Annotated in this window: 22 protein-coding genes and 1 tRNA gene; 2 read left to right on the top strand and 21 right to left on the bottom strand. The window is 44.5% G+C overall.

Annotated elements, in window-relative coordinates; genetic code table 11:
- Nucleotides 1-53: 53 nt before the first annotated feature.
- Nucleotides 54-764 (bottom strand): TerC family protein, encoded by a 711-nt coding sequence (locus tag DCMF_RS02800; RefSeq protein WP_148133025.1) that lies wholly within the window; start codon nt 762-764, stop codon nt 54-56.
- 487 nt (nt 765-1,251) lie between these two features.
- Between DCMF_RS02800 and DCMF_RS02795 the strand changes: the two genes are divergently transcribed.
- Nucleotides 1,252-3,969 carry a cation-translocating P-type ATPase gene (locus DCMF_RS02795; protein WP_148133024.1) on the top strand — a complete coding sequence of 906 codons (2,718 nt, stop codon included), beginning with the start codon at nt 1,252-1,254 and terminating at the stop codon, nt 3,967-3,969.
- A gap of 110 nt (nt 3,970-4,079) precedes the next feature.
- On the opposite strand, the gene DCMF_RS02790 is transcribed toward DCMF_RS02795, so the two are convergent.
- Nucleotides 4,080-4,154: transfer RNA gene (locus tag DCMF_RS02790), tRNA-Val, on the bottom strand.
- Between the two features lie 470 nt (nt 4,155-4,624).
- Here DCMF_RS02790 and DCMF_RS02785 point away from each other — a divergent pair.
- Entirely contained in the window at nt 4,625-5,080 is a 456-nt protein-coding gene (locus tag DCMF_RS02785; protein ID WP_148133023.1) for a hypothetical protein, read from the top strand.
- Between the two features lie 50 nt (nt 5,081-5,130).
- Here the strand turns inward: DCMF_RS02785 and DCMF_RS02780 are convergent, their stop codons facing one another.
- The 19 genes from DCMF_RS02780 to vanR all read right to left on the bottom strand — a co-directional run bounded on the left by DCMF_RS02780 (nt 5,131) and on the right by vanR (nt 25,634).
- Entirely contained in the window at nt 5,131-5,592 is a 462-nt protein-coding gene (locus tag DCMF_RS02780; protein WP_148133022.1) for a VOC family protein, read from the bottom strand.
- 90 nt (nt 5,593-5,682) lie between these two features.
- Nucleotides 5,683-7,938, bottom strand: a complete 2,256-nt coding sequence (locus DCMF_RS02775; protein ID WP_148133021.1) for a 5'-nucleotidase C-terminal domain-containing protein — start codon at nt 7,936-7,938, stop codon at nt 5,683-5,685.
- A gap of 219 nt (nt 7,939-8,157) precedes the next feature.
- Nucleotides 8,158-9,369 carry an NAD-dependent dihydropyrimidine dehydrogenase subunit PreA gene (gene preA / locus DCMF_RS02770; protein ID WP_148133020.1) on the bottom strand — a complete coding sequence of 404 codons (1,212 nt, stop codon included), beginning with the start codon at nt 9,367-9,369 and terminating at the stop codon, nt 8,158-8,160.
- A gap of 636 nt (nt 9,370-10,005) precedes the next feature.
- A complete protein-coding gene (locus DCMF_RS02765) occupies nt 10,006-10,572 on the bottom strand; it encodes a DUF6143 family protein (RefSeq protein ID WP_148133019.1) in 567 nt (188 codons plus the stop codon).
- A 24-nt stretch (nt 10,573-10,596) separates the two neighbouring features.
- Nucleotides 10,597-11,163, bottom strand: coding sequence for a DUF6143 family protein (locus DCMF_RS02760; RefSeq protein WP_148133018.1), 567 nt, complete (start codon nt 11,161-11,163; stop codon nt 10,597-10,599).
- 345 nt (nt 11,164-11,508) lie between these two features.
- Nucleotides 11,509-12,117: a D-Ala-D-Ala dipeptidase VanX gene (gene vanX / locus DCMF_RS02755; RefSeq protein WP_148133017.1), complete on the bottom strand. Its 609-nt coding sequence runs from the start codon at nt 12,115-12,117 to the stop codon at nt 11,509-11,511.
- The gene (gene vanI / locus DCMF_RS02750) at nt 12,114-13,154 is read right to left on the bottom strand and encodes a D-alanine--(R)-lactate ligase VanI (protein WP_148133016.1); all 1,041 of its coding nucleotides are present in this window, start codon (nt 13,152-13,154) and stop codon (nt 12,114-12,116) included. The genes vanX and vanI overlap by 4 nt, the downstream gene beginning before the upstream one ends.
- Nucleotides 13,147-14,115 (bottom strand): D-lactate dehydrogenase VanH, encoded by a 969-nt coding sequence (gene vanH, locus DCMF_RS02745; RefSeq protein WP_148133015.1) that lies wholly within the window; start codon nt 14,113-14,115, stop codon nt 13,147-13,149. Before vanH ends, vanI begins: the two co-directional genes overlap by 8 nt.
- Before the next feature lie 97 nt (nt 14,116-14,212).
- Nucleotides 14,213-15,040: a glycopeptide resistance accessory protein VanW gene (gene vanW / locus DCMF_RS02740; protein WP_148133014.1), complete on the bottom strand. Its 828-nt coding sequence runs from the start codon at nt 15,038-15,040 to the stop codon at nt 14,213-14,215.
- Nucleotides 15,041-15,177: 137 nt separating this feature from the next.
- Nucleotides 15,178-16,557 carry an ABC transporter substrate-binding protein gene (locus tag DCMF_RS02735; RefSeq protein ID WP_148133013.1) on the bottom strand — a complete coding sequence of 460 codons (1,380 nt, stop codon included), beginning with the start codon at nt 16,555-16,557 and terminating at the stop codon, nt 15,178-15,180.
- A gap of 32 nt (nt 16,558-16,589) precedes the next feature.
- On the bottom strand, nt 16,590-17,720 hold the full coding sequence (locus DCMF_RS02730) for an ABC transporter ATP-binding protein (protein ID WP_148133012.1): 1,131 nt from the start codon (nt 17,718-17,720) through the stop codon (nt 16,590-16,592).
- Nucleotides 17,721-17,757: 37 nt separating this feature from the next.
- Nucleotides 17,758-19,161, bottom strand: coding sequence for an ABC transporter permease (locus tag DCMF_RS02725; RefSeq protein ID WP_148133011.1), 1,404 nt, complete (start codon nt 19,159-19,161; stop codon nt 17,758-17,760).
- On the bottom strand, nt 19,158-20,324 hold the full coding sequence (locus tag DCMF_RS02720; RefSeq protein WP_148133010.1) for an efflux RND transporter periplasmic adaptor subunit: 1,167 nt from the start codon (nt 20,322-20,324) through the stop codon (nt 19,158-19,160). The genes DCMF_RS02725 and DCMF_RS02720 overlap by 4 nt, the downstream gene beginning before the upstream one ends.
- Before the next feature lie 90 nt (nt 20,325-20,414).
- Nucleotides 20,415-21,299, bottom strand: a complete 885-nt coding sequence (locus DCMF_RS02715; protein WP_148133009.1) for a carbohydrate ABC transporter permease — start codon at nt 21,297-21,299, stop codon at nt 20,415-20,417.
- A 135-nt stretch (nt 21,300-21,434) separates the two neighbouring features.
- Nucleotides 21,435-22,307, bottom strand: a complete 873-nt coding sequence (locus tag DCMF_RS02710) for a carbohydrate ABC transporter permease (protein ID WP_148133008.1) — start codon at nt 22,305-22,307, stop codon at nt 21,435-21,437.
- 10 nt (nt 22,308-22,317) lie between these two features.
- The gene (locus DCMF_RS30420) at nt 22,318-22,641 is read right to left on the bottom strand and encodes a hypothetical protein (protein ID WP_418219620.1); all 324 of its coding nucleotides are present in this window, start codon (nt 22,639-22,641) and stop codon (nt 22,318-22,320) included.
- Nucleotides 22,642-22,741: 100 nt separating this feature from the next.
- Nucleotides 22,742-23,716, bottom strand: coding sequence for a D-alanyl-D-alanine carboxypeptidase family protein (locus DCMF_RS02700; protein WP_148133007.1), 975 nt, complete (start codon nt 23,714-23,716; stop codon nt 22,742-22,744).
- A 93-nt stretch (nt 23,717-23,809) separates the two neighbouring features.
- Nucleotides 23,810-24,949 carry a vancomycin resistance histidine kinase VanS gene (vanS, locus tag DCMF_RS02695; protein ID WP_418219619.1) on the bottom strand — a complete coding sequence of 380 codons (1,140 nt, stop codon included), beginning with the start codon at nt 24,947-24,949 and terminating at the stop codon, nt 23,810-23,812.
- A complete protein-coding gene (vanR, locus tag DCMF_RS02690) occupies nt 24,927-25,634 on the bottom strand; it encodes a VanR-ABDEGLN family response regulator transcription factor (protein WP_418219618.1) in 708 nt (235 codons plus the stop codon). The genes vanS and vanR overlap by 23 nt, the downstream gene beginning before the upstream one ends.
- Between the last annotated feature and the right edge of the window lie 212 nt (nt 25,635-25,846).

Below are 25,846 nucleotides of genomic sequence, written 5' to 3'. Positions count from 1 at the left end.
CAGCATAAAACTGTTACTAACAGTTTAAATTAAAGGCTTTAAAATGGCAACTATCACTTTTTTTTGAAACTTGGCGCCGGCTGTTTCGAGGTTTTTTTGATTTCGATTATTCCGTAGACCAACAAGAGAAAAGCGAACAGCCAGGGCAGGATTGTTCCCCACATTTCACCCATATATCGGACCAGATGCAAAGCACGATCATGAATAATCATGGAAACTGCCGTGTGCGCAAGAACTGCCGCCCCAATATAAATAATGATCGGATATCTCCCCATCATGCCGGCCAGCCAGGTGGATCCCCAAATCAGGATGGGAATGGACAGCATCAGTCCAAAAATAATCAAACCCACACTTCCATGGGCTGCTCCCGCCACCCCCAGCACATTGTCAAAGGCCATAGAAAGATCTGCAATCACGATGGTCCAGACGGCCGGCCAAATCTCACGGCTGGCTTTGATATTCTCTTCCCCTTCATCATGCTGAAGAAACTTGTACGTAATCCAGATTAAAACAATACCGCCAAAGGCGCTCAAATAGGGAACCAATATCAAATAAGTGGCAAAAATCGTAAAAACAACCCGTAAAATAATGGCACCTGCTGCTCCGTAGATTGCTGCCTTTTTTTGTAAATCACGGGGCAAATCACGAATGGCCAAACCAATTACCGCCGCGTTGTCACCACTTAATACCAGATTAATAATACCAATTGAAATTACGGCGCTCCAGAACCCCGGGTCCGCCAATTGGGTCAAAAAAATTTCCATTTCTTTTCCCTCCTTTTATGCTTTTTTATTTTCTCCACAAACCCGGGGAAAAAAACATAAAAAAACAGGCCCCTTTCCCTGTTTTCTAATACATGTTATGCTTGCCTGGTATCAGGTGACGCAACCACTAAAAAAATTTTTAAGCCCGTAAGAAGGGGTTCTATGTGCCCAATCACCTGATTTATTAAAATTATCTGTATTCTAACTCTTGACAAATTCCTTGCTTATGGTATCCTTAAATAAAAAATTAACTTCATATTTAAAGGGGAGTAGCTTGCGGTTCACACCGTAGGTAAAGTCGACATTTCGGCGTAAGCCCGGCTTTATTAAATGCGCATGCAAAAAGCCAGACCTTTATCTCTATTTTTAAGGGATAAAGGTCTTTTTATTTTTAAGCACCCGATTTAATGAAGAGGAGGTGAGCATATCTGCCCTAAAGGTGCCCCCTATTGACGAATTTTAACTAAGACTAAAAGGAGGAAATAATTTGGAGGAAAGAAAATGGTATGCCCAAAGGATTGAGGAGATTACAAAAGGATTTTCTTCTCAGACCGATCAAGGCCTTTCACAGGAAGAAGCCTTAAATCGCTTAAATCAGTATGGTCCCAATACTTTAGAGGAGCCGCCTTCCCGGAGCCTTCTATCCATGTTTATCGGGCAGCTCAAAGAAGTTCTCGTATTAATTCTCATTGGAGCAGCATTGATCTCCGGCTTTTTGGGCGAATGGGAAGATTCCATCGTCATCCTGATTATTGTCGTGCTGAATGCAGCCCTGGGAGTATTTCAAGAAAACAAAGCTGAGCAAGCCCTGAAAGCATTGAAGCAAATGACGAAACCCCATGCGAAGGTGCTGCGGGATGGTTGTGTGACCCAGATAGATGTGGGGCAGCTGGTTCCTGGAGATATCGTTTTGTTGGAAGCCGGGGATTCCATCCCCGCTGATCTTAGATTATTTGAATCCGCTTCCTTATTCTTAAACGAAGCAGCCCTAACCGGGGAATCTGTTCCCGTAGAAAAGGATATCAGAATACTCGGTACCGACGATCTCTCCGTTGGCGACCGGAAGAATATGGCCTTCAAAGGCACTACCGTTACCGGAGGCAGGGGTAAAGGGATTGTGGTAGAAACAGGTATGAATACCCAGTTAGGTAAAATTGCCCAACTGCTCCAGGAGACTCCTCCTGATCCCACTCCTCTCCAGCGGCAGTTGGCCCGTCTGGGCAAGTCTCTGGGGATCGCTGCGGGAGTGATCGTTTGCGCCGTATTCCTTACCGGACTGGTTCGGGGAGAAAATATGGTAGAAATGTTTATGACAGCCATTGCCCTGGCCGTGGCAGCCATTCCGGAAGGGCTTCCTGCGGTGGTAACCATCGTTCTGGCACTGGGTGTTACCCGGATGAGCCGGAAAAATGCGATCATCCGTAAGCTTCCTGCGGTAGAAACCTTGGGAGTGGCAAATTATATCTGCTCCGATAAAACAGGAACACTCACAAAAAATGAAATGACCGTGACCCAGTTATATGCCATGAACAAATACATCCAGGTAACCGGTACGGGCTATACTCCCAGCGGTGAATTCCAGGACAATCAAGGAAAGCTGTTTTCCGTGCTAAAGGATAACAGGTTTAATCTCTTACTTCTGGGCGGTGTATTAAACTGCGATGCCAGTATCAAAAAGGAAGACAAAGGCTATCAGGTGATTGGGGATCCTACGGAAGGGGCTCTGGTGGTAGTTTCCGCCAAGGCAGGTATGCTTAAAGAAGAAATCGAGCAAAAGTTCCCCCGTCTGGCAGAGATCCCTTTCGACTCAGGACGAAAAATGATGACTACTTTTCATAATTTTGACGGAGAGATTAAGTCATTTACAAAGGGTGCCCCGGATATTCTCTTATCCCGTTGTACCCATCTTTTAACGGATCATGGGGTCGAAGAACTAACAGACAAGGTCTCTAACAGTATCCTGGAAGTAAATTTCGCAATTGCCGCTGAAGGGCAACGGGTGTTAGCGCTGGCCATCCGCCAGTGGGAGCAGATTCCTGATAACCTCGCTCCTGATGAAACGGAAAACAAACTAACCTTCGTAGGATTCTTTGCCATTCAGGATCCTCCTCGCCTCGAAGTTAAAGGCGCTGTCCGGGTAGGACGGCAGGCCGGCATCAAAACCGTGATGATTACGGGAGATCACCAGGCCACCGCCCTGGCAATCGCCAAGGAATTGGGCATCTACCATAACGGAGATGAGATTCTTACCGGGATGCAGATAGAACAAATAGATGACGAGGCGCTGAAGGAGGCCGTTAATAAAGTTACTGTCTATGCAAGAGTATCTCCGGAACACAAATTACGGATTGTCCGTGCTTTGAAAACCCAGGGCCATGTGGTGGCTATGACGGGAGATGGGGTTAATGACGCCCCGGCCCTTAAGCGGGCGGATATCGGCGCTGCCATGGGCATTACAGGGACTGAGGTTGCCAAAGAAGCTTCCGATATGGTTCTCTTGGATGATAACTACGCAACCATCGTTAGTGCCGTAGAGGAAGGCCGAACCATATATGGCAATATTCGCAAAGCAATTCAATATCTGCTTTCCTGCAATACCGGTGAAATTGCCGCGATATTTTTTTCTATTCTCTTTGGACTGGGCAGCCCATTGACCCCCCTGCAAATTCTTTGGCTTAATTTGGTGACGGATGGTCCCCCGGCACTGGCATTAGGCCTGGAACCGCCTGAAAAGGGCGTAATGAGCCGCCCGCCCCGCAATTCCCGGGAAGGGGTTTTTGCCGGCGGGGTCGGCCGTAACATCATCATTCAGGGTCTTGTCATTGGTGGGATCTCCTTACTGGCTTATTGGTTGGCACTCTATTGGGGAAAAACCGTCCAGGAAGCGCATACCATGGCTTTTGTGACGATGGCGATGTCCCAACTTGTTCACTCATTTAATCTTCGAAGTATGGAGCAATCGCTTTTCACCACAGGCATACGCAGCAATAAAAGCCTTATTTACGCTTTTCTCATCTCCACCCTGCTGCAATTCTCTGTGATCTTTATTCCTGCTTTGAGGGGTGTTTTCGAGACGGCTCTCCTCAACCCTATGGATTGGTTGTTTGTGTTCGGGTTGTGCCTGGTGCCCCTGTTCACCTCAGAGGTTGCCAAATTATTGGATCGCATCAAAGCCAGGAAAAAAGATGGTGAAATTTTGGTTTAGTTCATATTTCCCTTGTCCCAACCAGATCATTTCACCTGGAGTACTTCGTAAAAAGAAACCGCTTTAAGAAAAATACCAAGGGTCAAAACCCTTGGTATTTTCTCTTTCCTTGGTGGGCACAGCTGGTTTCGAACCAGCGACCTCTTGAATGTGAGTCAAGCGATCTCCCGCTGATCTATGCGCCCATATTGAGTTACAATAATGGTGGACAAGAAGCTTACATTTTTATTTTAAAGCGGTTATGGAAAATAGTCAAGTAGTTACCGCACCGGGACTGATTATTTTAAGATATTCATTCGGTCTTTCCGGTGAAGCGACCCGTTCCGGCGCTGATTTCCGCAAAATGTTTCGGTCTATCTTTTTCTCCCCTCATTCCCAATCCGGCAGGCCGGCCCTACGGCCAAAAACGGCATATGACATCAGGGTAGGATTTGCTTGGTGCTTGCGGACACAATACTGCTACTCTTCAATATAATCAGCTTAAAGATCAATAGTCTCCCCTGGTTTAGATACCCTTCCGGGCCTTTTATAATTCTCTCTCTCCTTTTGAGAATTATAAAAGGGGAACCAAGTGGCCTGAGTTTTTTTAAAATAAAATGTATACACAAAAAAATTATGGAAGAAAATAATAAAAATATAAAAGGAGCATCCGATATTGAATTTAAATGATCGCATGACTATAGGATTCGTTTCCGGCGTTATTGGCGGAATAGCTATGCTGATACCAGACTTTATTCTTTATCGAATTGGAGTAAGTAAAACACTTTTTCTTGATTGGTCATCGGTCTTAATGTATGGACACATAACTAAGAATATTTCTGAGGCTGTTTTAGCTGAAGCCAGTCATTTGGTCTTTACGGGTTTTTTAGGTATTTTTTTTGTTTTTTTAGTCTTTAGGATATTAAATAAGCAAAACTATTTCTTAAAAGGATTGCTATACAGCTTATTTGTATGGTTTACCCTGAATGCTTTATCAATATTTTTTTATCTTCCAGGGCTTTCAACCAGTACGCTGGGAAATGTCATAACTGATATTATTGGTTCAGCAGCTTACGGTTTAGTATTAGCAGCAGTATCTAAATGGATTTACGAAAGAACCAAGCTAACCTGATTGGCAGACCTCGTGCACATTTTTTGACCATCCATATATAGCCGAAGGGGTCAGATTTTCTCTTTCTCCCAGCTTTGTAATTCAATAATATTCCCTTCTATATCTTTAGCGTAAACAAAAGTAGCAGTAACATAATTGGGATATTCTGTTTTTATTAATTCACCCAATTGTCCACCGCCTTCTTGCTTAATCCTTTGTAATACGGCAGCAACGTCATCGACCTCAAAAGCCAAATGGGCAAGTCCAACGCCATTTACAGTTTTGGGATTATCGGTCATCATACTGTTATATGAAAAAATCTCCAAAGTCGGATAATTTCCATCATATCCTGGTAATGCTAAGTGTTCCCCTGTTATATGGGCATTTTGAATCCCAGTTAGCTTATCTAGCCATCCTCCCCTTAAGTCCCGCTGCGGGGGAATTGGTTGACACCCAAAAACCTTTTGATAGAATAATGAAACCCTTTTCCAGTCTTTTGCAATAATATTTGTATGTACATATTTTATTTTCATTCTCTCTCCTTATATCTTCCGGGTTGCCTTCAAAGGAATTTCTTGTATTGTATTTAAACCAAACAGCCTTATATAAACGATATAACCAACCTATTTCTCCGCGTTCTTAATAAAATGCTCCAGAATAGTCGCAACCTCGGCACGTGTTGCGTTTCCTGCAGGATTGAGATTCCCGTTGGTGTCACCTAAGAGCAGTCCGCTGCCGACTGCCCAAGTCATCGCATCTGTTGCCCAGGAGGATACCTTTGCGCCGTCGGGGAATTTGTCAAGACTGCCTGCTGTCTGTTCCGGCGCTGCATAACGGTAAAGGATCGCGACAAGCTGCTCGCGGCTGATGTTGTTCTCCGGCAAAAAGCCGTTGTTCATGCCCTCAACAATCTTATTCTGTGCAGCCCACGAAACCGCAGCGGCGTAGTATTTTTCTGGCTGGACATCAGCAAAGGTCTGTGTCGCACCCTGTGGCATGCCCTCATAACGGTAAAGTACGGCAACCAGCATGCCGCGGGTCATAGGTTCATCCGGCGAAAATTTGGCTGCTGCCGTACCGGAGAAAAGCCCTCTTTCTATCACAAAGTCAATCGCCTCGGATGCCCAGTGGTTGACTGTATCGGAGAAGGTTCTAACGGCTTGTACCTGAATACGGCCTTGTCCGTAAGGATCGGAATACTGATCGCCGACTATGCCGTCCAGATAGTCCTGGATATAGCTGATGAGAACCTGATTGTCCAGCAAAACAGGCTGCACAACGACTTCGTTATCGCGGAACATGTTGATTCCGTCGCCTCCGTCCAGCATCATGTAGTTATACGAAGCCAATGTATAGGTTTTGCTTACATCGATGGCTTCGCCCCCAACCTTAACGTCCTTAACGCGGCGGGCACCTGTGACCTCTACAAAATTCTTTTTGTCATCGACCACTACCGTAGATGCCACGGAAGTATCAATGGTATAAGTGAGGCCGGAAACCTGTAAAAATCCGCCGTTCTCCACCGGAGCCACGCGCGCAGCCATTTCCAATGCATCCAGGATTTCCTGACCCGTCGCTTTCACGACGCAGCCAACGTTATTAAATGGATGCACAGCGATGACTTCACCGAAAGTGATATCGCCTGCATCGATATTGGCCCGAACGTTACCGCCGTTCACAAAGGCTATATCAGCCGGGCCGCTCTCCGCCCCGGTCTTGCCATTACCCAAAACATAGCGATAGGCGTCAGCGCACAGGTCACCCAGGTTGGTCTCCCCAGCGCGCACCATGCGTTTGTTCGTCGCCGGATCGTTGACCGTCAGCGCCACCTCGGTTTTGCCCACCTTTGCGGCCAAATCATCTGCAAAATCTTTTTCTATATTCGCAATAAAGCCGGCGGTCGCCGCATCCTGATTTGCGTAGCCTGTGATCAGATCAGTGGTAATCCTGCCATCGTCAGCCTCTATCACCATGCGTCCGATGCTGGCCAGTTTGGTTCCGGTCTGTGTAAGAATAACGTCTTCACCGTCCTTATTCTCCACAATATCACTCTCAACGGTGCTGTGGGAGTGTGCGTCGATGAACGCATCGATTCCAGTGGTATTTTTGATAACGTCAGTAGAACGCCACGGACTGGACTGCGCGTCAATGCCTAAATGACCGAGGGCGATGATATAAGCCGCACCTTCCTTTTTAGCCGCGTTCACCGCGTTCTGAACGGCGTCATACAGTTCTTTTCCGTTATCCCCTTCTTTGAAGCCATAGATAAATTCCCCGCTGTCATCCTGGAAATATGCGGGTGTGGACTTTGTGAAAGATTCAGGTGTCGTAATACCGACAAAAGCAACTTTCGTCGCATCAGCACCCTCGCCATAGGTGACGATGGTATAAGGTTCGTAAACAAGCTTTTTGGTTTTTAAATTGGTAAAGTTGCTGGAAATCACCTTAGCATCAAGACTCTTCATCAACTTCTGCATACGATCCATGCCGTAATCGAATTCATGGTTTCCGGGTACAAAGATGTCATAGCCGACCTGATTCATAATGTCGACCAGGTACTGCCCCTTTGAAAGCGTACCGATGGCATCCCCTTGTAAGGCATCGCCTGCATCAACCAGAGTGACGTCATTCTCGCCTACTTGTTTCTCCATTTCTGCTTTATAAGCCGCAACGCCGGCATAGCCGATGTTTGTGACGGTCCCATCATTGCCCTCGACCTGATCTACCCCACAATGCACGTCATTTGTATAGATGATGACGATGTCGCCGGGACCGGGCTCGCTGTCGGCTGCAATGGCAGTGATACCTCCCGGCTGCATGCCAAATGTCATGACGAAGGCCAGCGACAATGAAATAATCAATCTCCAAACTCTTTTCATTGATTACACCTCCTGAAATAAAAGAATGTATTTATTAATTGATTATATCACTCACCATGTGGACACAAAACCAAGGTTTGGTATTTTTTAATTAACTTTTAAGGTTTTGTTAAATCTAAATATTCGTTATAGACCATACCAATGATTTTTGATCAGTCTTTCTAACAGCGAGAAAGGTGGTTGCTAAGACCCAATCTTTTCGATGGTACGCTGCAAAAATTAATTGCATCGTCCCCGTGGATCACTCTGTTTCAGAGAAGGACAAATATTTATGCACAGGGAGCATCCGTCGCAGGCCTCAATATCTAAGGTGAGCTTAGAATCAGTAATTTGCAGGGCATTGCTCCCGGCATCACGACAGGCGACGACACAACGTCCGCAGGCATTACAGGTCCCTTTATTTAAATCCGGCCACACACGGTAGCTACGGTTAAGAGACCCGTGATTCACCAGCTTTGAGAGAGCCTTAGCTCTCAGTTGATCTACTTTATCAATTCCCTTGCTTTTAAGGTATTGGGTCAACCCTTCGGTCAACCCTTTAATAATTCCATAACCATTCAACATTACCTCGGTGCACATCTGTACATTACTAGCTCCTACCAGGATATACTCAACCGCCTCTTTCCAGCTGCGGATACCGCCTATCCCAGAGATGGGTAGTCTGGATCTCTGAGCTATTTGCGCCACACAACGCAGTCCGATAGGCTTTACTGCCGGCCCTGATAGACCACCAAAAGTAGTAACACCGTTAACAGATGGCTGCGGTTCAAATGTGTCCAGATCTATCCCTGCGAGACATTGTACTGTATTAATGGCTGCTAAACCATCTGCTCCACCTTTTTCCGCAGCCAGGGCCATGAGTCCTATATCGGTAACATTTGGAGAAAGCTTGACAATTACCGGAACGGATGCCACTGATTTAACCCAGGATGTGATAAGACTAATTAGTTCCTCGTCCTGGCCAATGGCGGAACCAAGGCCTTTTTCCGGCATGCCGTGCGGACAGGAAAAATTCAGTTCCAGGGCGTCGGCTCCTGCTTTCTGGAGAGACATTGCCATATTCTGCCATCTTTCTTTACGCACTTCCGCCATAAAACTAGCTATCAACAAGTTTTGAGGAAAACATTGCTTAATATCTCTGATTTCATCCAGCCATAAGGAAATGGGTTTGGGGCTTAGTAGCTCAATGTTCTCCATGCCGTAAATTGATCCGTTATCGTTACGCAAAGCCTTTAACCGTGGCGAAACATCAGTTATTTCCATGCTGTCAGGAGGGATGGTTTTAGTAACTGCTCCACCCCATCCAAGTGCAAAAGCACGTTTAATCCGGGATGCACCAGCAGTTGGCGGAGCGGAGGCTAGTATAAATGGATTGGGTAATTTCAAGCCGCAGAAATCTATTGTTAAATCAACATTACCTGGTATTTTCATAGATTCTTTCCTTTCTTTTATTAGCTATTTTGAGTTCATACCCCCTTTCGTCCAGGGATTCTCCTTCCGAAAGACTGACCACAAAATACACTATTTCCTATGGTGGATTCTATCGTAAATTTTTTTGCTTTACATGTGACGAAAGTAATGTATTTTTAAAAAAATTAAAAAACCGCCATTTTATGGCAGGTCTCCACGATTCCAATGTTCTGTTTTTGTTCAGTATGGCTATGCCTGAATGATTTTCAGCTCTTTGGTCCTCATCACGGGCCTTCACCCTTGCCAAAGAACATTCCCGAAAAAAATATTAATCGACGATTCCTTCCTATGTATGACATATTTAACTGCCTGATTAATAAATCTTCCTAAAGTCCAAATTATCTTCGGAAAGCCTCTGGATTGAATAAAGATTCCCACTGGTCATACAGATTTCCATCTAAATACAAAGAAGCCAACCGCTAACCGCAATCGACTTCTTTCGATAAAAATTATGAAAAGTTAGGTCAAAAAAGATGTCAACCTATCTAGCCTATTTTTTATCAATATTAGTATATTATATGGACAATGGGAACCGGTAAGTTTTTTCCCAGTACCTAAAACTGAATAAAATGCCCTACTATTTTATGCTCACCTTTTTTATTGGCAATTTACCTCTTCTTCCCACCATGAAAAACCAAGGGTTGCACTTGCAGGTTCATCCGGTGTCTCCGGATTAGATAAGAAAATTACAAAGGACCCTCCAGGTGGAAATATGAATTTGCCCACCTCTTCATCACCGATTGTAACTTCAGGTAAAGCTCTTCTTACAAATACTCTGACCCCTCCCTCTGGCTCACCGGCTACATCTGATGCCTGATATAGTCTTATTCTCGGTTTTGGTGGCGGACATAGCGTAGTGTTACCTTGAAATACCGTTTTCACTATTGTTCTTTGTCCAGGAGGGTAGGAATTGAAATATATTCGTGCCCGAACAGGTGATGGACCTATATTGGATACCTCCCAGAAATATAGGTGCAAATTGACTCTGGAATTGACTGGATTCAATAAACCGGCCCAGGCATTGTTACCATTTCCAAACGCCAATTTTCCCGTAAAGCCTGAAAAATATTTCCCCTGGAGTGACAGGTATAGGGAATAGGGCATGCCGGCAATTTGGGTTATCGGATTGGTCAGAAGTATAGCATTTTTCTTGCAGCTTTTCATTTTAATAATACCTCCTTTTATAAACTACTTTATTTCTTCTTCCCACCATCCGAAAGCAAGATTTGCTATTCCTGATTGACTTGATGCTTCGGCATTGGATAATAAAACACTAAAAGATCCTCCTGGCGGAAAGATAAATCTGCCGACTTCTTCACCGACGATTGTAACCTCAGAAAGAACTTTTTTGACAGATATTCTATTACCGCATTGCGGATGACCGCTGACATTATTTGCTTGAAGTATTCCTACCTTTGGCCGTGGCAGAGGACAGATAGCGGTGTTAGCTGGCGATGTAAACTCAGATATTACTGAGTTTTCTGGAGTATTGGTATTAAACCATATTTCTGCACTTAATGGAGATTCGCCGAAATTGGTAACTGTCCATACATAGACATGAAGATTTACGCAGGAATGATCAGGATTTACTAGTCCTGCCCATCCGTATTTACCTTTAACGAATTGCACGTCAGGTGCATACCCTACAAAATATTTTCCTTGAAGCGATAGATACAAGGCATAGGGCATATCGGCAACCTGTGTAATTGAGTTTGGAAAAATACATGGAGTATAATTACTTTTAAAATCTGTCATTTATTTCATCTCCCATTACCGTCTGTGATTTTGAAGTATCCTTTGATAATATATAATATGTAAAATCATAGGGATTAAGTGAAAGTTTCCAAAAAACGTCAGTACTATCATACACAATTAATTTCCTCTGGAGTGATATAGTAAAAGTGCAGTCGCAAAACACCTCTCAAAACAGAAACCACCTATTGATAAAATCCTTTTTATCAATAGGTGGCAGATTTTCTGAGAAGTTAGGTAAAAAAAGATGCCTCAGCTACTTCATCTGATTTTGTTGGCGGGTATCGCCTTTCTTTTTGAATCATAAAATACTTTCAACGCTTTTGGCAATTTCTTTGGCCGGCTCAACTATTTGATGGGAAAATCAAAATAAGTGTTTGGATAAGGTTCGTGTTTCAGCATGTAATGCCACCACTCGCAATCGTATGAAATAAAACCGCAGGCCTCCATGATAGAACAAAGGTATTGACGGTTTCTCGCTTCGACTTGCGTGATTCCTTTTGCTCCATGATGTGAGACTGAATCCATCAAATCAAAGTCACCGCCCATTGGAACAAGTGTACCGGTAGCTAAATAATAAAGCGTTAAGTCAATTGCGCTGCCCCGACTGTGTCCCGACTTAGCGGACACATATCCTTTTTCAACTATCTCGGATCTGTCAATATTCGGATAGTGTTTTGGTTTCGTCCGGCCATCTTCCGGCTGTTTTGACCAGCGCAGAAAACAATCTACGGCGCATTGAGGGCGATAACCATCCCAAAGAAGCAAGCCAAAGCCAAAGGATGCGGCGTTTTCTCGTGCTTTTTCCAGGGCTCTGCACAAAGCTCTCGTACCGACAATTCGATTTGCTGCATATCCGTCCACCGGTTTTCCGGTAAAATTATCCCATGTGGCGTATTTAGCATCCCAACGTATTCCGGATACAAACTCGTCTACAAAGACAAAATCATTTTTCATCGTCTTTTTCCTTTCCATGTCAACGACACAATCCGCTCGATCACTTCGGCAAAGGTTAACCCTGCGGCTGCCATCATTCTCGGATAACGGCTGTATGAGGTCATACCGGGCAAAGTATTAACCTCGTTAAGTATTACTTTTCCATCTTCCTTCAGGAACATATCCACCCGCGAAAGTCCCCTGCAACCCAAGGCGCGATATACCGCTTTTGCTGTCTCCTGAACGAGTAAGCGCGCCTCTGCCGAAATGTCAGCGGGAACGATTACTGTTGAGTTTTCGGAACCGTTTTCAGGCTTATTCTCCTGATGGATTCTGAAAAAACCATGAGATAGACAAATTCGATCTACCTCGCCTGCAATCAAATCCATATCGTTCCCTAATATCGCACATCCTACCTCGCTGCCGACGACAGCCTCTTCAATCAACACCTTCGAGTCATACTGTCTTGCGGTTTCCACTGCACTCAGCAATTCTTCTTTTCGACATACCTTACTGACGCCGAAAGATGAACCCGAACGGGCCGGCTTTACAAAAACGGGATAAGTAAGCCGGTCGGCATCAATATTCTCGTTCGCCGTGACAGTCCAGAAATTTGGCGTAGCAATTCCCGCGTTTCTGGCGACGATATAAGCAAGGGATTTGTCCATACACAGAGCAGAACTTTGGACATCGCAGCCTACATAGGGGATGCCGGAAAGCTCCAACAAACCTTGCATCGCACCATCCTCGCCAAGTTTGCCATGCAGAACGGGAAACACCATATCCAAACGGATCGTTTTGTATTGTCCCTGCTCCAGAACAAGCAATCCGTGTACGCTTCTGTCCGGTGACAGCATAGCCCTCCGGCAACTGCCGTTTTCCCAATTTGCGTCAGGGCAGTGACAAAGCTTCCAAACACCATTTTTCGTAATCCCGATATAGAACGGTTCATACTTTTCGATATCAAGGTTTTTTGCGACCTCTTGCGCAGATTTAACGGAGATGGGATGTTCTTCGGAACAGCCTCCGAATATAATTGCGATTTTCAACCTATCCATGCTGCTTTCTCCTTTCAAATTTCAGGCAATTGATAATAGTATTTTCAACAGTATCGCTCAAGGTGTGTTCTGTGTAATAGGCGGTGTGCGGAGTAATAAGCACATTCGGTAATTTTTGTAACCGCAACAACAGTTTGCTTTCAATGGGTTTGTTTCTGTAGTCAAAGTAGAATACTCCTTCCTCTCCTTCGAGGACATCCAACGCTGCACCGCCTAGTTTACCGCTTTCCAACGCGGAAATAAGAGCCTCGGTATCAAGAAGTGAACCGCGTCCAGTATTGATAATAAACGCGCCGTGCTTCATCTGCTCGATACGTTGACGATTAAAAAGATGGTTTGTATCCGCGTTAAGTGGTGTATGGAGCGTTACAATATCGCTCTGCTGTAACAATTCATCAAGAGGAACGTAATCGGCAGAGGTTTGGGGACGATGGTCATAGGCTAATATGTGGCAGCCAAAGCCCCGCAGCCTGTCCATAACTGCTGCCCCAATGCGTCCTGTTCCAATTACCCCAATGGTCATATCGCGTAATTCTTTCCCGCGTACATCATTCAATCTGAAATCATGAATATCTGCACGTCTGATAATGGATTTTGCATTTCGCACCGCCATCAGCATCAGCATTAATGTGTAATCAGCCACGCTATCGGGCGAATAAGCGACATTTTCAACGGAAATGCCAACGCTCTCCGCGCATTTTACATTAATATGGTTATATCCAATACTTCTTGTGGAGATATACTTTACACCGGCTTGGCTGAGCGCAAGAAGAATGGAATTTGTGATTTGAGTTTTATGACCGACGCTGATGCATCGATTTCCAAATGCCAGTTCAATGTTAACTTCAGATACCGCTGCATCTGTGATAGTTGGCATAACGCCAAAGCGAGGCGCCATCTCTCGGAACAAAACGGCCTCGTCCTGCCCGCATCCATAAATTGAAATTCCCATTTTTGCCATGATTTAGATTTATCCTTTCATAAATTATATAACAAGTAAAATTCAAACTCTGTAAAGCATCCGCCGAATAAAACGGCAACTTTTTTTTTCATAACAATCACTTCTTTACTTCTGCGATAGCAGTTTCTTCCGGAAGCGGATACCCGACTTCATATACGTCCGTATAAAGCAGGTTTTCTGAAATAACTTGTTTGGATTTGATGTCTATCTTCTGCTGACAGACAGAAACCCGCTCAAAGGTTTTCCCTTCTTTTTTGAAATAGCTCTTTTCGCGATTAATAATCCCGTAACGATGCCCTATGGCCTGATCTATAAAAATAGAGCCATAAATGTAAGGTCCATTGAGGGATATCTTAATTTGGAAGGTAAGATTGGTGTTGTTTTTGACCTTTAAATCCAACCACCCTTCGCGGACCGTAGCGTCCACACCATCCGGTTCATCCTCATCAGGAGAAGGAAAATCCTTAATCTGATGAGGATGCCGTTCTACAATGGTGAGCGGAGTATGCAGAAACAGCCAGAACAGAAAATTGCTGAGATGACACAAACCGCCTCCCGGAACCGTGACCAATTCGCCATTTACCATGCACAAACCGTCCTTATACCGCTCATTTTTCTCGGCATATCTCACACGCTGCCAAAATGAAAATGTTTCACCAGGGCATATTAATATGCCATTTACAGGCTCCGCGGCAAGGCGCAGATTAAACACCTTGTTTTCCTGATATTTTATATCAAAGCCCGTATTGTCATTTAGAAGCTTCGACTTGGTTTCATATATGCAAAAAGGCAAAAACTCTGGATCCTTTGCTTTTGCATAGTGGTTCCGGTCAAAGCACATCTTGGCATAGAAGAATAATTTTCTTTGTGTCCTGCGGATCGGTAGTAAGAATGGAAACAATTGAGTAATTCTTTTCCTTTTCATGTCCATGCCTCCTTTCAGGAATGTTAAAAGCCTGTCCGATTCGACAATTTCATCTTATCGAAATCAGGCAGGCGATGTTGGAATTTCAACTTATCAAAATCTTAATAAATTCTTATGAAGAACTTATTCTTTTCCTATTATTCATTTAAGTATGTGCTCACCCTGTCCTGAATCAATTGGGCAGTCGTTTCCGCTGTCTTCTGTCCTGTAAGGAAGGCCGCGGTTTCCTCCTGAACAATGGAAATAATCTTCTGGTCCGTTCCGATGTAGACCTTCGCTTGACTCAGCAGGTTTTCCATGTAATCCACATCCTCCTGGGTGGGGGGTTGCAGTGTTATAGGTTGAGCTGGAATGCCGTCGTCCTTGATCATCATTTTCCCGCCCCTTTTTTGGATAGCCTGGGTGAAATTCTGGGCAATCTGGGGAAGCACACTCTTATTAATCGGCATTCCTCCCTGAGTCATCATATCATCAGAGACCAAAAATTTTAAAAATTCCCAGGCCAGTTCTTGATTGGCTGATTTACTGCTGATTCCATACATAGAGTCCGTGGAAAAGAACACGTTTCCGGGGGGCTTTAAAAGCTGAACACCCTCGCTGAAAATCGCCTTGGCCACTTGCAGGTCCCAAAACCCACTAAGAGAAGTGAAATTAAAAACAAGTTTACCCCGGGAGGCCATGTCCATAATGTTGGTCTGGGCTGTATCCGTATTAACCAGTTTGTGGTCAATCAGATATTTACTTAAGGAAAGTAAATCAAGAAATTCCTGGCCGGTAAAATTGGCTGTTTCCTTCTCCGGATCGACCAGGTTGTCATAGTTTTCTTTAACCAGAGTCATAATCAGTCTTTTTTCATCCATCCCGGCCAAGGCATACATCTCCTGGGTTCCCCCGTTTTGCTTGTCGTTAATGACCTTTTCCGCCGTCTTGACAAAATCGTTCCAATCCCAGTTGCTATCGTCGATTTGCACCTGGGAATCAGCCAGTAAGGTTCTATCGGCGGCAATCATATCGATACCGATATTAACCGGCAGCCCATATAGTTTATCTTTATATTCTAAAGCCTTGAAAATATTTTGGTAGTATTTGCCCCTGTCGAAGCTTTGATCCGACTGCATCAGCCCCCCCAAGTCAACTAAAAGATTCTTATCCGCATAGGTCTGATAGGGCAGGTTGTTTAATAAAATTATATCGCTGCCCTGGCCGGACATGAGCTGGGTATTCATAGTCGTGACATATTTTTCAATATCGCCGGGATCTGCCGCCCTGACACCTTCACCTTTTTCCGAAGTACTGGAGGTGTATTCTTTCACTTCCACACTGACGCCGGGATGAAGTTCCTCAAACTTTTTTACTGCCGTATCCAGGTACATATCTTTGGTCACAACCGCAATGGTCAGGGAATTAGGATTATTATCTTCCCTGGCAGCCTGAGTATTGCCGCAGCCGGCGGTAAATACCCCCATACCGAGGACCAGAACCAGGATTAGGACAACTCCGCATTTGTTTTTTATCATCAAAACACCCCTTTTCTTTAAGTATTCAGAATTCAGGAGCCAGAATTCAGTAGAGATTTGACGTTCACCTCACTTTCTTGATCGAAAAAATGGGCCTTGGACATATTAAAACCCACCCTGACTTCCTGTCCGGTTTCGGCGGGCAACTCCGGACTCACCCTGACAACCACCTCTCTGCCAGCTATCCTTACATAATGGTAAGTTTCAGCCCCTCTCAATTCGGTAAACTCCAGCCTCCCGCGCAAAGCACACTCGGGATGGCGGTCCAAAAAATCTCCGTTTCCGCAGAGATGCTCCGCTCTTATCCCCAGGACCACTTCCTGGTCCAGATACCCCTGCTCTTTTAACTTTTGTCCCCCGGCAGCGGGAACAGGCAGTAGGGCGTCAGCCAGTTTGGCAAAAATACAGCCGTTTTGCTCTATAATTAAAACTTCCAGAAAGTTCATCCCGGGGCTACCGAGAAAACCGGCCACAAACATATTGACCGGGTGGTCATAGATGGATTGCGGGCTGTCAATTTGCTGGATCAGGCCATCCTTCATCACCACGATTCTGGTGCCCATGGTCATGGCTTCGGTTTGATCATGGGTTACATAAACAAAAGTTGTCTGCAGATTTTTATGGAGCTTGGCAATCTCTATTCTCATCTGGGCTCTCAACTGCGCATCCAGGTTGGACAGAGGCTCATCCATCAGGAAAACCTTGGGTTTCCTAACAATGGCCCGTCCCAGGGCCACCCTTTGCCTTTGCCCACCGGAAAGTTCCTTGGGTTTGCGTTTCAGAAGATCTTCAAGTGCAAGAATCCTGGCCGCTTCCTGCACATTTTTCCTGATTTCAGCCTTGGGTATCTTTCTCAACTTAAGTCCAAAAGCCATATTGTCATAGACCGATAGATGGGGATAAAGAGCATAATTTTGAAAAACCATGGCGATATCCCGGTCCTTGGCAGCCACGTCATTAACCAGCCGGTCATCAATATATAATTCACCGGATGAAATTTCCTCCAGCCCGGCAATCATCCTTAAAACGGTTGTTTTGCCACAGCCGGAGGGACCTACCAGGATTAAGAATTCTTGATCCTTTATTTCCAGAGAGAAATCCCTGACTGCCATAACTCTGCCGGGGTAGGTCTTAGATAGATTTTTCAGATATAAACTCGCCATCCGCTGCCCTCCTATTATTTGGGGACATTCCTGTTTCCTAAATGTTAACCCGAGCTTCAGCAGGTGTGTCCCCTGACCTCTTACTTACGGTTAAAAATATAGAGCTAAATACCAGCAACACCTCCCCGGTCTCTATGACAGGAGGCATTTTTATTATCAACAGCAAGGCGGTGCCCAGGCTTAAGGCGGCCAGCATGAAAACGCTGCAAAACACTTCAACTTTGAGTAGTTTTTCCTTCAACAGCTTGATCTGGTAAAGTCCCAGCAAGAACAGCGGCCAACCAAGAAAGATGTTTAAAAACAAGTTCCAGTTCTGGATGGTATTAAGGACATTCAACTGAACCTCTCCTGGCGGCGCTACATATCCGGCGCTTTGCAGCCCGGTTTGAATCCCGTTTTTAATGAGGTCAGCCCAAAATGAAACATCAATAAGTTCATTAGGTATGTTTTCCGGCGGAATATATAAGGTAAATCTGATTAATTTCCATAGCAGCAGCAACACCGCAACAAGCGCTAATACCTCCGCCATACCAAGCACAAGCCTGGCGGCGTCCCCCTTGATCATCTCCGACCAATATTTATCCCGGAGTCTCAGGCGGCAGAAATGATAAATACCCCTTATTTTTCGCCTGAGCAGGCCGAAAATTATCACAATTGCCACCATCCCCGCCACGAAATTGCGCAGCAGGTTATTTTGTTCCATCAGGAGACCCGCCACGTTATAATCGATGATTTTGTAGTTGGCGGGGTCCTGGCCGATTGAGGCCAGGGCCGTTTCCAAAACAGCGGTATTGCGGCCCGTGGTGCCGGCATCCTTTGTTTCCACTTCCAATGAGGTTATTCGGGAATCCGCTTCCAGTTCCAACAGTATTTTCACCGGTATGTACACTGTACCGTATCCCCTGTCCGTCAGAGTCCCGATCAGGGAATGGTCAGCCCCGGCCACCCCGGTTATTTTAAATTCCTGGCCATACAGTTCTATTTTCCGGCCCACCACATTACAGTTCTGAAAAAGAGCCTGAGCCAGATCTTCATCGATTACGGCGACCTGCTGGTTTTCCTGTTCGAAAGTTAAAAAAACGCCTGATCTTAGGTTTATTTGATGGAATTGATCGTACCTGTCATTCACCCCCAGCACCTGAGCTTGACTCTGGTTCTTTTGATAGGCGGCAGAAGTTGAAGCCTCCATGGCGTAAGCCAGATCATTGTCCCGGAGGTCGTATTGAGCCAGCTGCCTCATTTTCTGCAGGGAAAAAGAGGCGGCCTCCGGCTGATGGGAGTTGCTCAGCCAGGTGGCGGTGATTTTGTTGGTTTTGTGCAGGCCGCCAAGATCCGCCAATTTAGCGGGCAGGGATGACCCCAGGACGGTGCTCCAGGTTAAAACCAATATGCTCAGGGCCAGAATAAGATAGGCCGGATAGGCTGATTTGGCCGGTTTCAATTTGCCGCCTCCTTCAGAACTCTATCCCCGTCCTCCACCGGTTTATTGCTTTGCATCACCACTTCGCCCATCACCATATCTGTGAGAGCAGACTTTTCATTATCACTGTCTTCCACATTTACTTCCACCTTTTGCAAATAGTTCGACCTACCTAAAGGTCCTTTTCTTGATTCCAGAACGAAGACATATGAGCCGCTGCTGTCGTTATAAACCGCGCTGTTAGGTACGAGGTTGGCGTAAGGCTTTGTTTTTTTGCTTAAATAAATTTCTCCCTTTTCGCCGCCTGTCAGGCCTTCCAGAGACACGTCGATCCACAAATCCTTTTCTTCTCCGTTGTGCTGGCTGTTTTCAACTATCTTGTCAATTTTTCCCTCGGTTCTTTTATCCCCCAGGGAGAGAATATTAACACTCACCGTATCTCCGGGTTTGACGTAATCAACCAAATCATTGTCAATTGGCACGATCAGCCGGAACCCCTGCCGGAGATCAGCCAATTTAAACAGGGGCAGGGAGTTATTGGTCATAGACCCTTGGGCGAAATTCAGTTCTGTGATCATGCCGTCCACGGGCGCTGTATACACGCCGTTGTTTGCCACCTGTTTGGCCAGGGTATCCACCTTTCTGGCCTGTATTTCCAGATTAAGCTGAATGTCCTCACAGTTTCTTTGCGCGTCCACCAGGTTCTTTTCGGCATTTTGCAGGTTCACCGCCGTTTCGGCTTCATTATCAAACAGGTACTTCAGGTTATCGTAATCCCTTTGTTTTTGCGCCTGCTCTTCCCGGGCCCCTGCCAGGGACAGCTGCAGCTGCCGGTAGCGGGCCTGTTCATCCTGATAATTCGACTTCAGTTCGTTCACGTCCAGGATGATGATGGGCTGGCCTTTGCTAACCCTATCCCCCTGCTCCACCATGACCTCCTTTACTCGCAAATTGGCATCTGCGTATTCCTCCCGAGTTGATTTGACCTCGACCGTCCCTTCACCGAATATTTCTTTGATTAACGCCCCGTTCGTCGGCCGGGCCGTTTGGACCCTGGGCAGAGTAAAGTTATTGATGGTATTGGAGAAGAAAGTTAACCCGATCATCGCCATTAGGAACAGCAGGCTTAACTTTCCGATCACTTTTTTTCTTTGCGCATCACCTGCAATTGCTTCATTCCCCAATTTTCTGTCTCCCTTCCTGGACTAGCGCAGCGACACACTAGCCCTTGTAGAGTAAGTGTGCAAGAATTTATATAACAAGTCACCAGTTGCTCAGCCTTTGATTCCAGAAAGCCGGATCCCTTCCAGCAAGTATTTTTCGGCGTAAAGGAAGTTCAGCAGCACCGGCATCATATATAAAGTGGACGCGGCAAAGGCCAATCCTTTTTCACCGTCGATGATTCTGGAAAGATAGAGTGAAAGCGGCTGTTTGGCCGCATCCTGTAAAAAAATCAACGGCTGTTCGACCATGTTCCAGTTATCGATAAAAACAAGTATGGCCATGGCTGCTATGCCGGCCCTGGACATGGGCACGATGATTTTGAGGAAAATCTGGAGCTGGTTGGCTCCGTCCACCCGGGCTGCTTCAATATAGGAGTCCGGTATTTGCTCCATATACTGTTTTAAAAGAAATACGCCAAAGGTGCTGAAGATGCCGGGAAAGATAATGGACCAGCGGCTATTAAGCAGGCCCAGCTGGCCAGCCATTAAATAATTGGGCACAAGAGTTACCTGGAATGGCATCAGCATCACAATGATATACAAAAAAAACAAGAAATTCCTGCCTCTAAACTTCAGCTTGGCAAAGGCATAGGCAGCCATGGTTGCAACAATCGTTTGCCCAATGACGATAGGGAAGGTAATCAGCACGGAATTCCAGAACATGAAAAGGAACTGGGTCTTTTTGATGAGTACGTTATAATACTGCTTCAGCACCACCACGTCGGGTATAAGCTGGAACCGGGCGAAGTGATTCGCGGTGTCATCGTTATAGCTGCTTAAATTTTTGTCCGTCACCGGGTCATAATTATCAGCAATTTCCTGTTCACTCATAAATGAATTGGTGACGGTTACAGCCAGGGGAAATATGAATATGACAGCCAGTACCAGTAAAACTGTAATACGGAGTATATTTTTTATTCGGTGGTTACGATTCAACACACACACACCCTATCACCAGTTCTAAGTTTGTTACTACCCATGAAAAAAGTTTTTAAGTTACTTGTATCTGGCGCTCCGGTGGTTCCCTCCGTGCGCTGCACAATTTTCCTTGTAGTTCGTGTAGATATGATTCTAATTAATCAGGTTGGTGATCTTTCTCTCCACGATAAAAAGCAGTAAAACGACGGCCACGATAAAGGCAGCCATAATGAAGGCCGCAGAAGTCAATTTTTGGTAATCCAGAGCCATGAACATATTGTTCATGTAGTGCTGCAGCATATAGATGCTGTTATAGGGATATTCTCCGGAGATAAGATACGTCTCCCGGAAAACTTTAAATGAATTGATAATCGAGATAACAAAAACAAAAAAAGTCGTGGGGGTCAAATAAACCAGGGTTATTCGGAAAAACTCCTGCGGTTGGCTGGCCCCGTCTATTCTGGCCGCTTCGTAGTATTCAGCCGGTATATTTTGCAATCCGGCCAGAAACATGATTACGCTGTAACCAATGTTTTTCCATAGATAAACCACCAGGACCACCATCCTGGACCAGTTGGTTTTCATCCAGTCCACGGGCGGGTAACCCAGGGCATGGATCAGGGAATTTAAAACGCCGTTTAAATCAAAGAAAGCCTGCCAGACCAAAACAACCGAAGCTACGGGTACCACCAAAGGAGTTATCATGATGGTGCGAAACAGGTTCCGGCCCTGGATTTTTGGGTTCAATAACAAGGCCACTCCCAGGGAGAGAATCATATTAAGAGGTACACAGATTAAAGTAAACTTGGCTGTATTCGCCAGAGCTAATAAAAAGCTCGGGTTTTTTAACAAAGCGCCGTAATTATGTAATCCGACAAAAGTACCGTTAATGGGACTGTCCACCAGGGAATAGTAAAAGCCGGTGACAAACGGGAGCAAATAAAAAAGAGAAAAACCCAGCAGGCTGGGCCCGAGGAAAAGCCAGGCCAGGCAGCCGTTATTAGTTTTTAATTTTTCGGTTCTCATCTTTACCACCCTAATCGTGATGGACCAAGCAACGGCTTAATCGAAATCCCGAGCAAACGAGCGCCCGGGAAATAACGGAAACCGCCTGTTTAATACGCTCGGCCGTATCAGGATCAATGCGGGCAGGCATATGATATTTCATATCAAAGCCTGTATTTTCATTTAGAAGCTTCGATTTGGTTTCATATATACAAAAAGACAAAAGCTCTGGAGCCTTTGTTTTTGCATAGCGGTTCCGGTCAATGTGCATCTTGGTATAGAAGATTACTTTTCTTTGTACCCTGCGGATCGGCAGTAAGAATGGAAACAGCTGAGTAATTCTTTTTCTTTTCATGTCCGCGCCTCCTTTCGGCAATTTCATCTTACCGAAATCAGGCAGGCGATGTTGGAATTTTAACTTAGCAAAATCTTAATAAATTCTTATGAAGAACTTATTATTTTCTTATGCTGTTGTATACAGCTAATGCATCGGTAATATTATACTGTTCCGAATGGTGATCTCCTTTTGCACCAGCTGAAATCAGAATATATTCTTGTTTACCCACTTTGGCGAGACTCGCGAGACATAGACCGGCCTCATCGGTATATCCAGTTTTTCCTCCTAAAATTTCTCCACCAATAATGTTTTGATTGTTGAGGTCTTCAAACATGGTACTGTAAAAGGCTATCCCATCAGGATGCCTATTCGTAGGCCGTGTGGAATGACGTGTCGACGTAAAAACCTCCCGGAAAGTATCATTTTGCAAAGCATAGCTTAGAAGAATAGCCAGATCTTTGACTGTTGTGTAATGGTTTTCATTGTGAAGTCCGGTGGCATTTTCAAAATGGGTATTATCCATACCAAGATCTGCCGCCTTTTGATTCATTAATTTCACAAAATTCTGCTCTGATCCCGCAATCTGATCAGCAAGTCCAATACAGCACTCCGCGCCGCTCGGCAGCATTACGCCGTATAACAGATCGATTGCCCGGACCTGCTCACCTGGTTGGAAACCGGCCATTGATGCATCTGCTCCGTACAGCCCCTGAAACGTAGAATTGGTAAGTTTGATTTCTTCCTTCAGGTCAGGTAGATTTTCTATCGCAACAATGGCTGTCATCATTTTAGTTAAAGAAGCAGGATAGATTTTTTCTTCGCTATTTTTTTGCATCAGGATGTTATCATCTTTTAACCGGATCAGAATCGCATTAGGACTGTTCAGCCTGTCTGACGATATAGCGACAGCGGAGTCATGCCCTATTTTCAATGAGGGTACCGACGTGGTTCTATCGTCGACGTATTTTTCAAATAAATGCTGGGCGACAGGGGTAATGATGTATTTACATGCAAAGACAGCTATCACAACCATCAACAGAAATGCTACAAATATACGTATTCCTGACTTTTTCTTTTTTACTTTTCGTACCATAATAAAACAACTCCTTATTCTGTGCTGATATTATTCAACCACAGAACAAGGAGCTATGTTGGAATTCCATCTTATGAACTTCTTAAGATTTTCTTATAACGGAAGCTTTACTGTAAATGTAGTATTCTCTGGGGTGCTTTCCACAGAAATTGTTCCATCGTGAGCCGTGACAATTTCTTGTGCGATTGCCAAACCCAGCCCCGCTCCACCGGTGCTTGTGGAACGTGCAGTATCTAATCGGTAAAATTTTTCGAAAATACTATCAAGCTTTTTCTGCGGGATTGGATTTCCCTGATTAGTAAAAGTTATAACAATATTTTTGTCCTGCTGTTTAGCAGAAATGTCAATGACGCTGTTTTCATAGCTATAGGCTATCGCATTTTTCAGAATGTTATTGAACACACGAGCCAGTTTGTCTGCATCTCCCCACAGAGTGAGGCCGTCAGGCACATTGACGGACACCTGCTTTCCTTGTGGAGTCAGCATTGGATAGAATTCATCTGCCATCTGCTGGAGCATGAAAAGTAAATTCATTTTTTCTTTATCCAAAACAATAGTTTGAAGATTAAATCTTGTGATCTCAAAAAACTCATTGATAAGCTGCTCTAATCGATAAGCTTTTTCCAAGGTAATACCGACATATTTTGCCTTCTGTTCAGGAGGCATATCAGGAGCTTCATCCAGAAGACTTAAGTATCCTATAACAGAAGTCAGAGGTGTCTTTATATCATGAGCCAAGTAAACTATCAAATCATTCTTGCGCTGCTCGGCATCAAGCGCGGCTTTCTTTTGTTTTTCCAAGTTGTTTTTTATCTGATTAAGCTTATTTTCCATAAAATCCAGTTCCGGTGATAATGTAATTTCAGCATCGGATTCCTCAGCGAGTTTATCCATTCCGGCGCTGACCTCATCGAAATATTTGGTAAACCAGGAAACAGAGAATCGAAAAAGGATAACTAAAAATATTAGGATTACAACAAAAAGGATCATGTTCATATTGTTGCGAAACACCAACTGATAGATTGTCAGTGCGTCCGAATTTTCAAAATGAAAAGCGTTGACTAAAAATAGAACGATACGATCTCCGATCTGTCCACGCAAGATATAGCGCAATAGATAAACAGTCACAGCGGCGGCAACTGTAATCAGAAACATTTGAAAAAATACTTTCCTTTCTAATTTTGTATAATCATTCCTTCTTTTATCTCTCTTACTTTTCAATTTTATAGCCAACCCCCCATACCGTTTTGATATATTTGGGATTTTCTGCGCTGTCGTGCATTTTTTCCCTTAAATGCCTGATATGAACCATTACCGTATTATTGCTATTGGTGAAATATTTGTCTCCCCATACTTCATGGAACAATTCTTCCGAGCTGACCACCCGTCCGCGATTGGAGCAAAGGACCCAAAGAATAGAAAATTCTGTAGGAGTGAGAGATAGCTTTTTTTCATTCAGCATACATTCATGGGTATCCATGTCCAATACCAAGCCGGAAAAGGCAATCAAGTGTTCTTCTTGATTTGGCTCTGAAGAATTATATTTGGTAAATCTCCGGAGCTGTGCCTTTACACGGGCAATAAGTTCCAAAGGGCGGAACGGTTTAGTGATATAGTCGTCCGCACCTAATGTCAGCCCGGTAATCTTATCGATTTCTTCTTCTTTGGCTGTCAGCATGATAACCGGAAAATTATGCTTTTCCCGGATTTGCTGACAGATTGAAAAACCGTCTACATCGGGGAGCATAACATCCAAAATGGCGAGGTCTAGTTTTTCATTTTCAATACAGTTAAGGGCATCCTTGCCGTTATAAAATTTAAAGATATTATAGTTCTCATTTTTCAAATAAACTTCAACCAAATCGGCAATAGCTTGTTCATCATCAACTATTAAAATATTTGCAGCCAAAAGCGTCATCTTCTTTCTTTTAAGTATATCCCCATAATTATAATACCGCGAAGCAAAAATCCAATTTATAGCTTTTTACTTATTAAAATCTTAAGATTTTCTGAATATCGCGATATTGATAGTCTTTCACACAAATATAAATATCAATTTCGTCAATAGCAAGGGTTTTAAGCAATAAATTCCCTGAGTTTTTAAAGAATTCAAGGGACAGTCTACTATAT

This window comes from Candidatus Formimonas warabiya (assembly GCF_002777255.1).
Lineage (GTDB): Bacteria > Bacillota > Dehalobacteriia > Dehalobacteriales > Dehalobacteriaceae > Formimonas > Formimonas warabiya.
The sequence above is the reverse complement of the archived record's forward strand: the minus strand, read 5'-3'. Positions and strand labels throughout refer to the sequence as shown.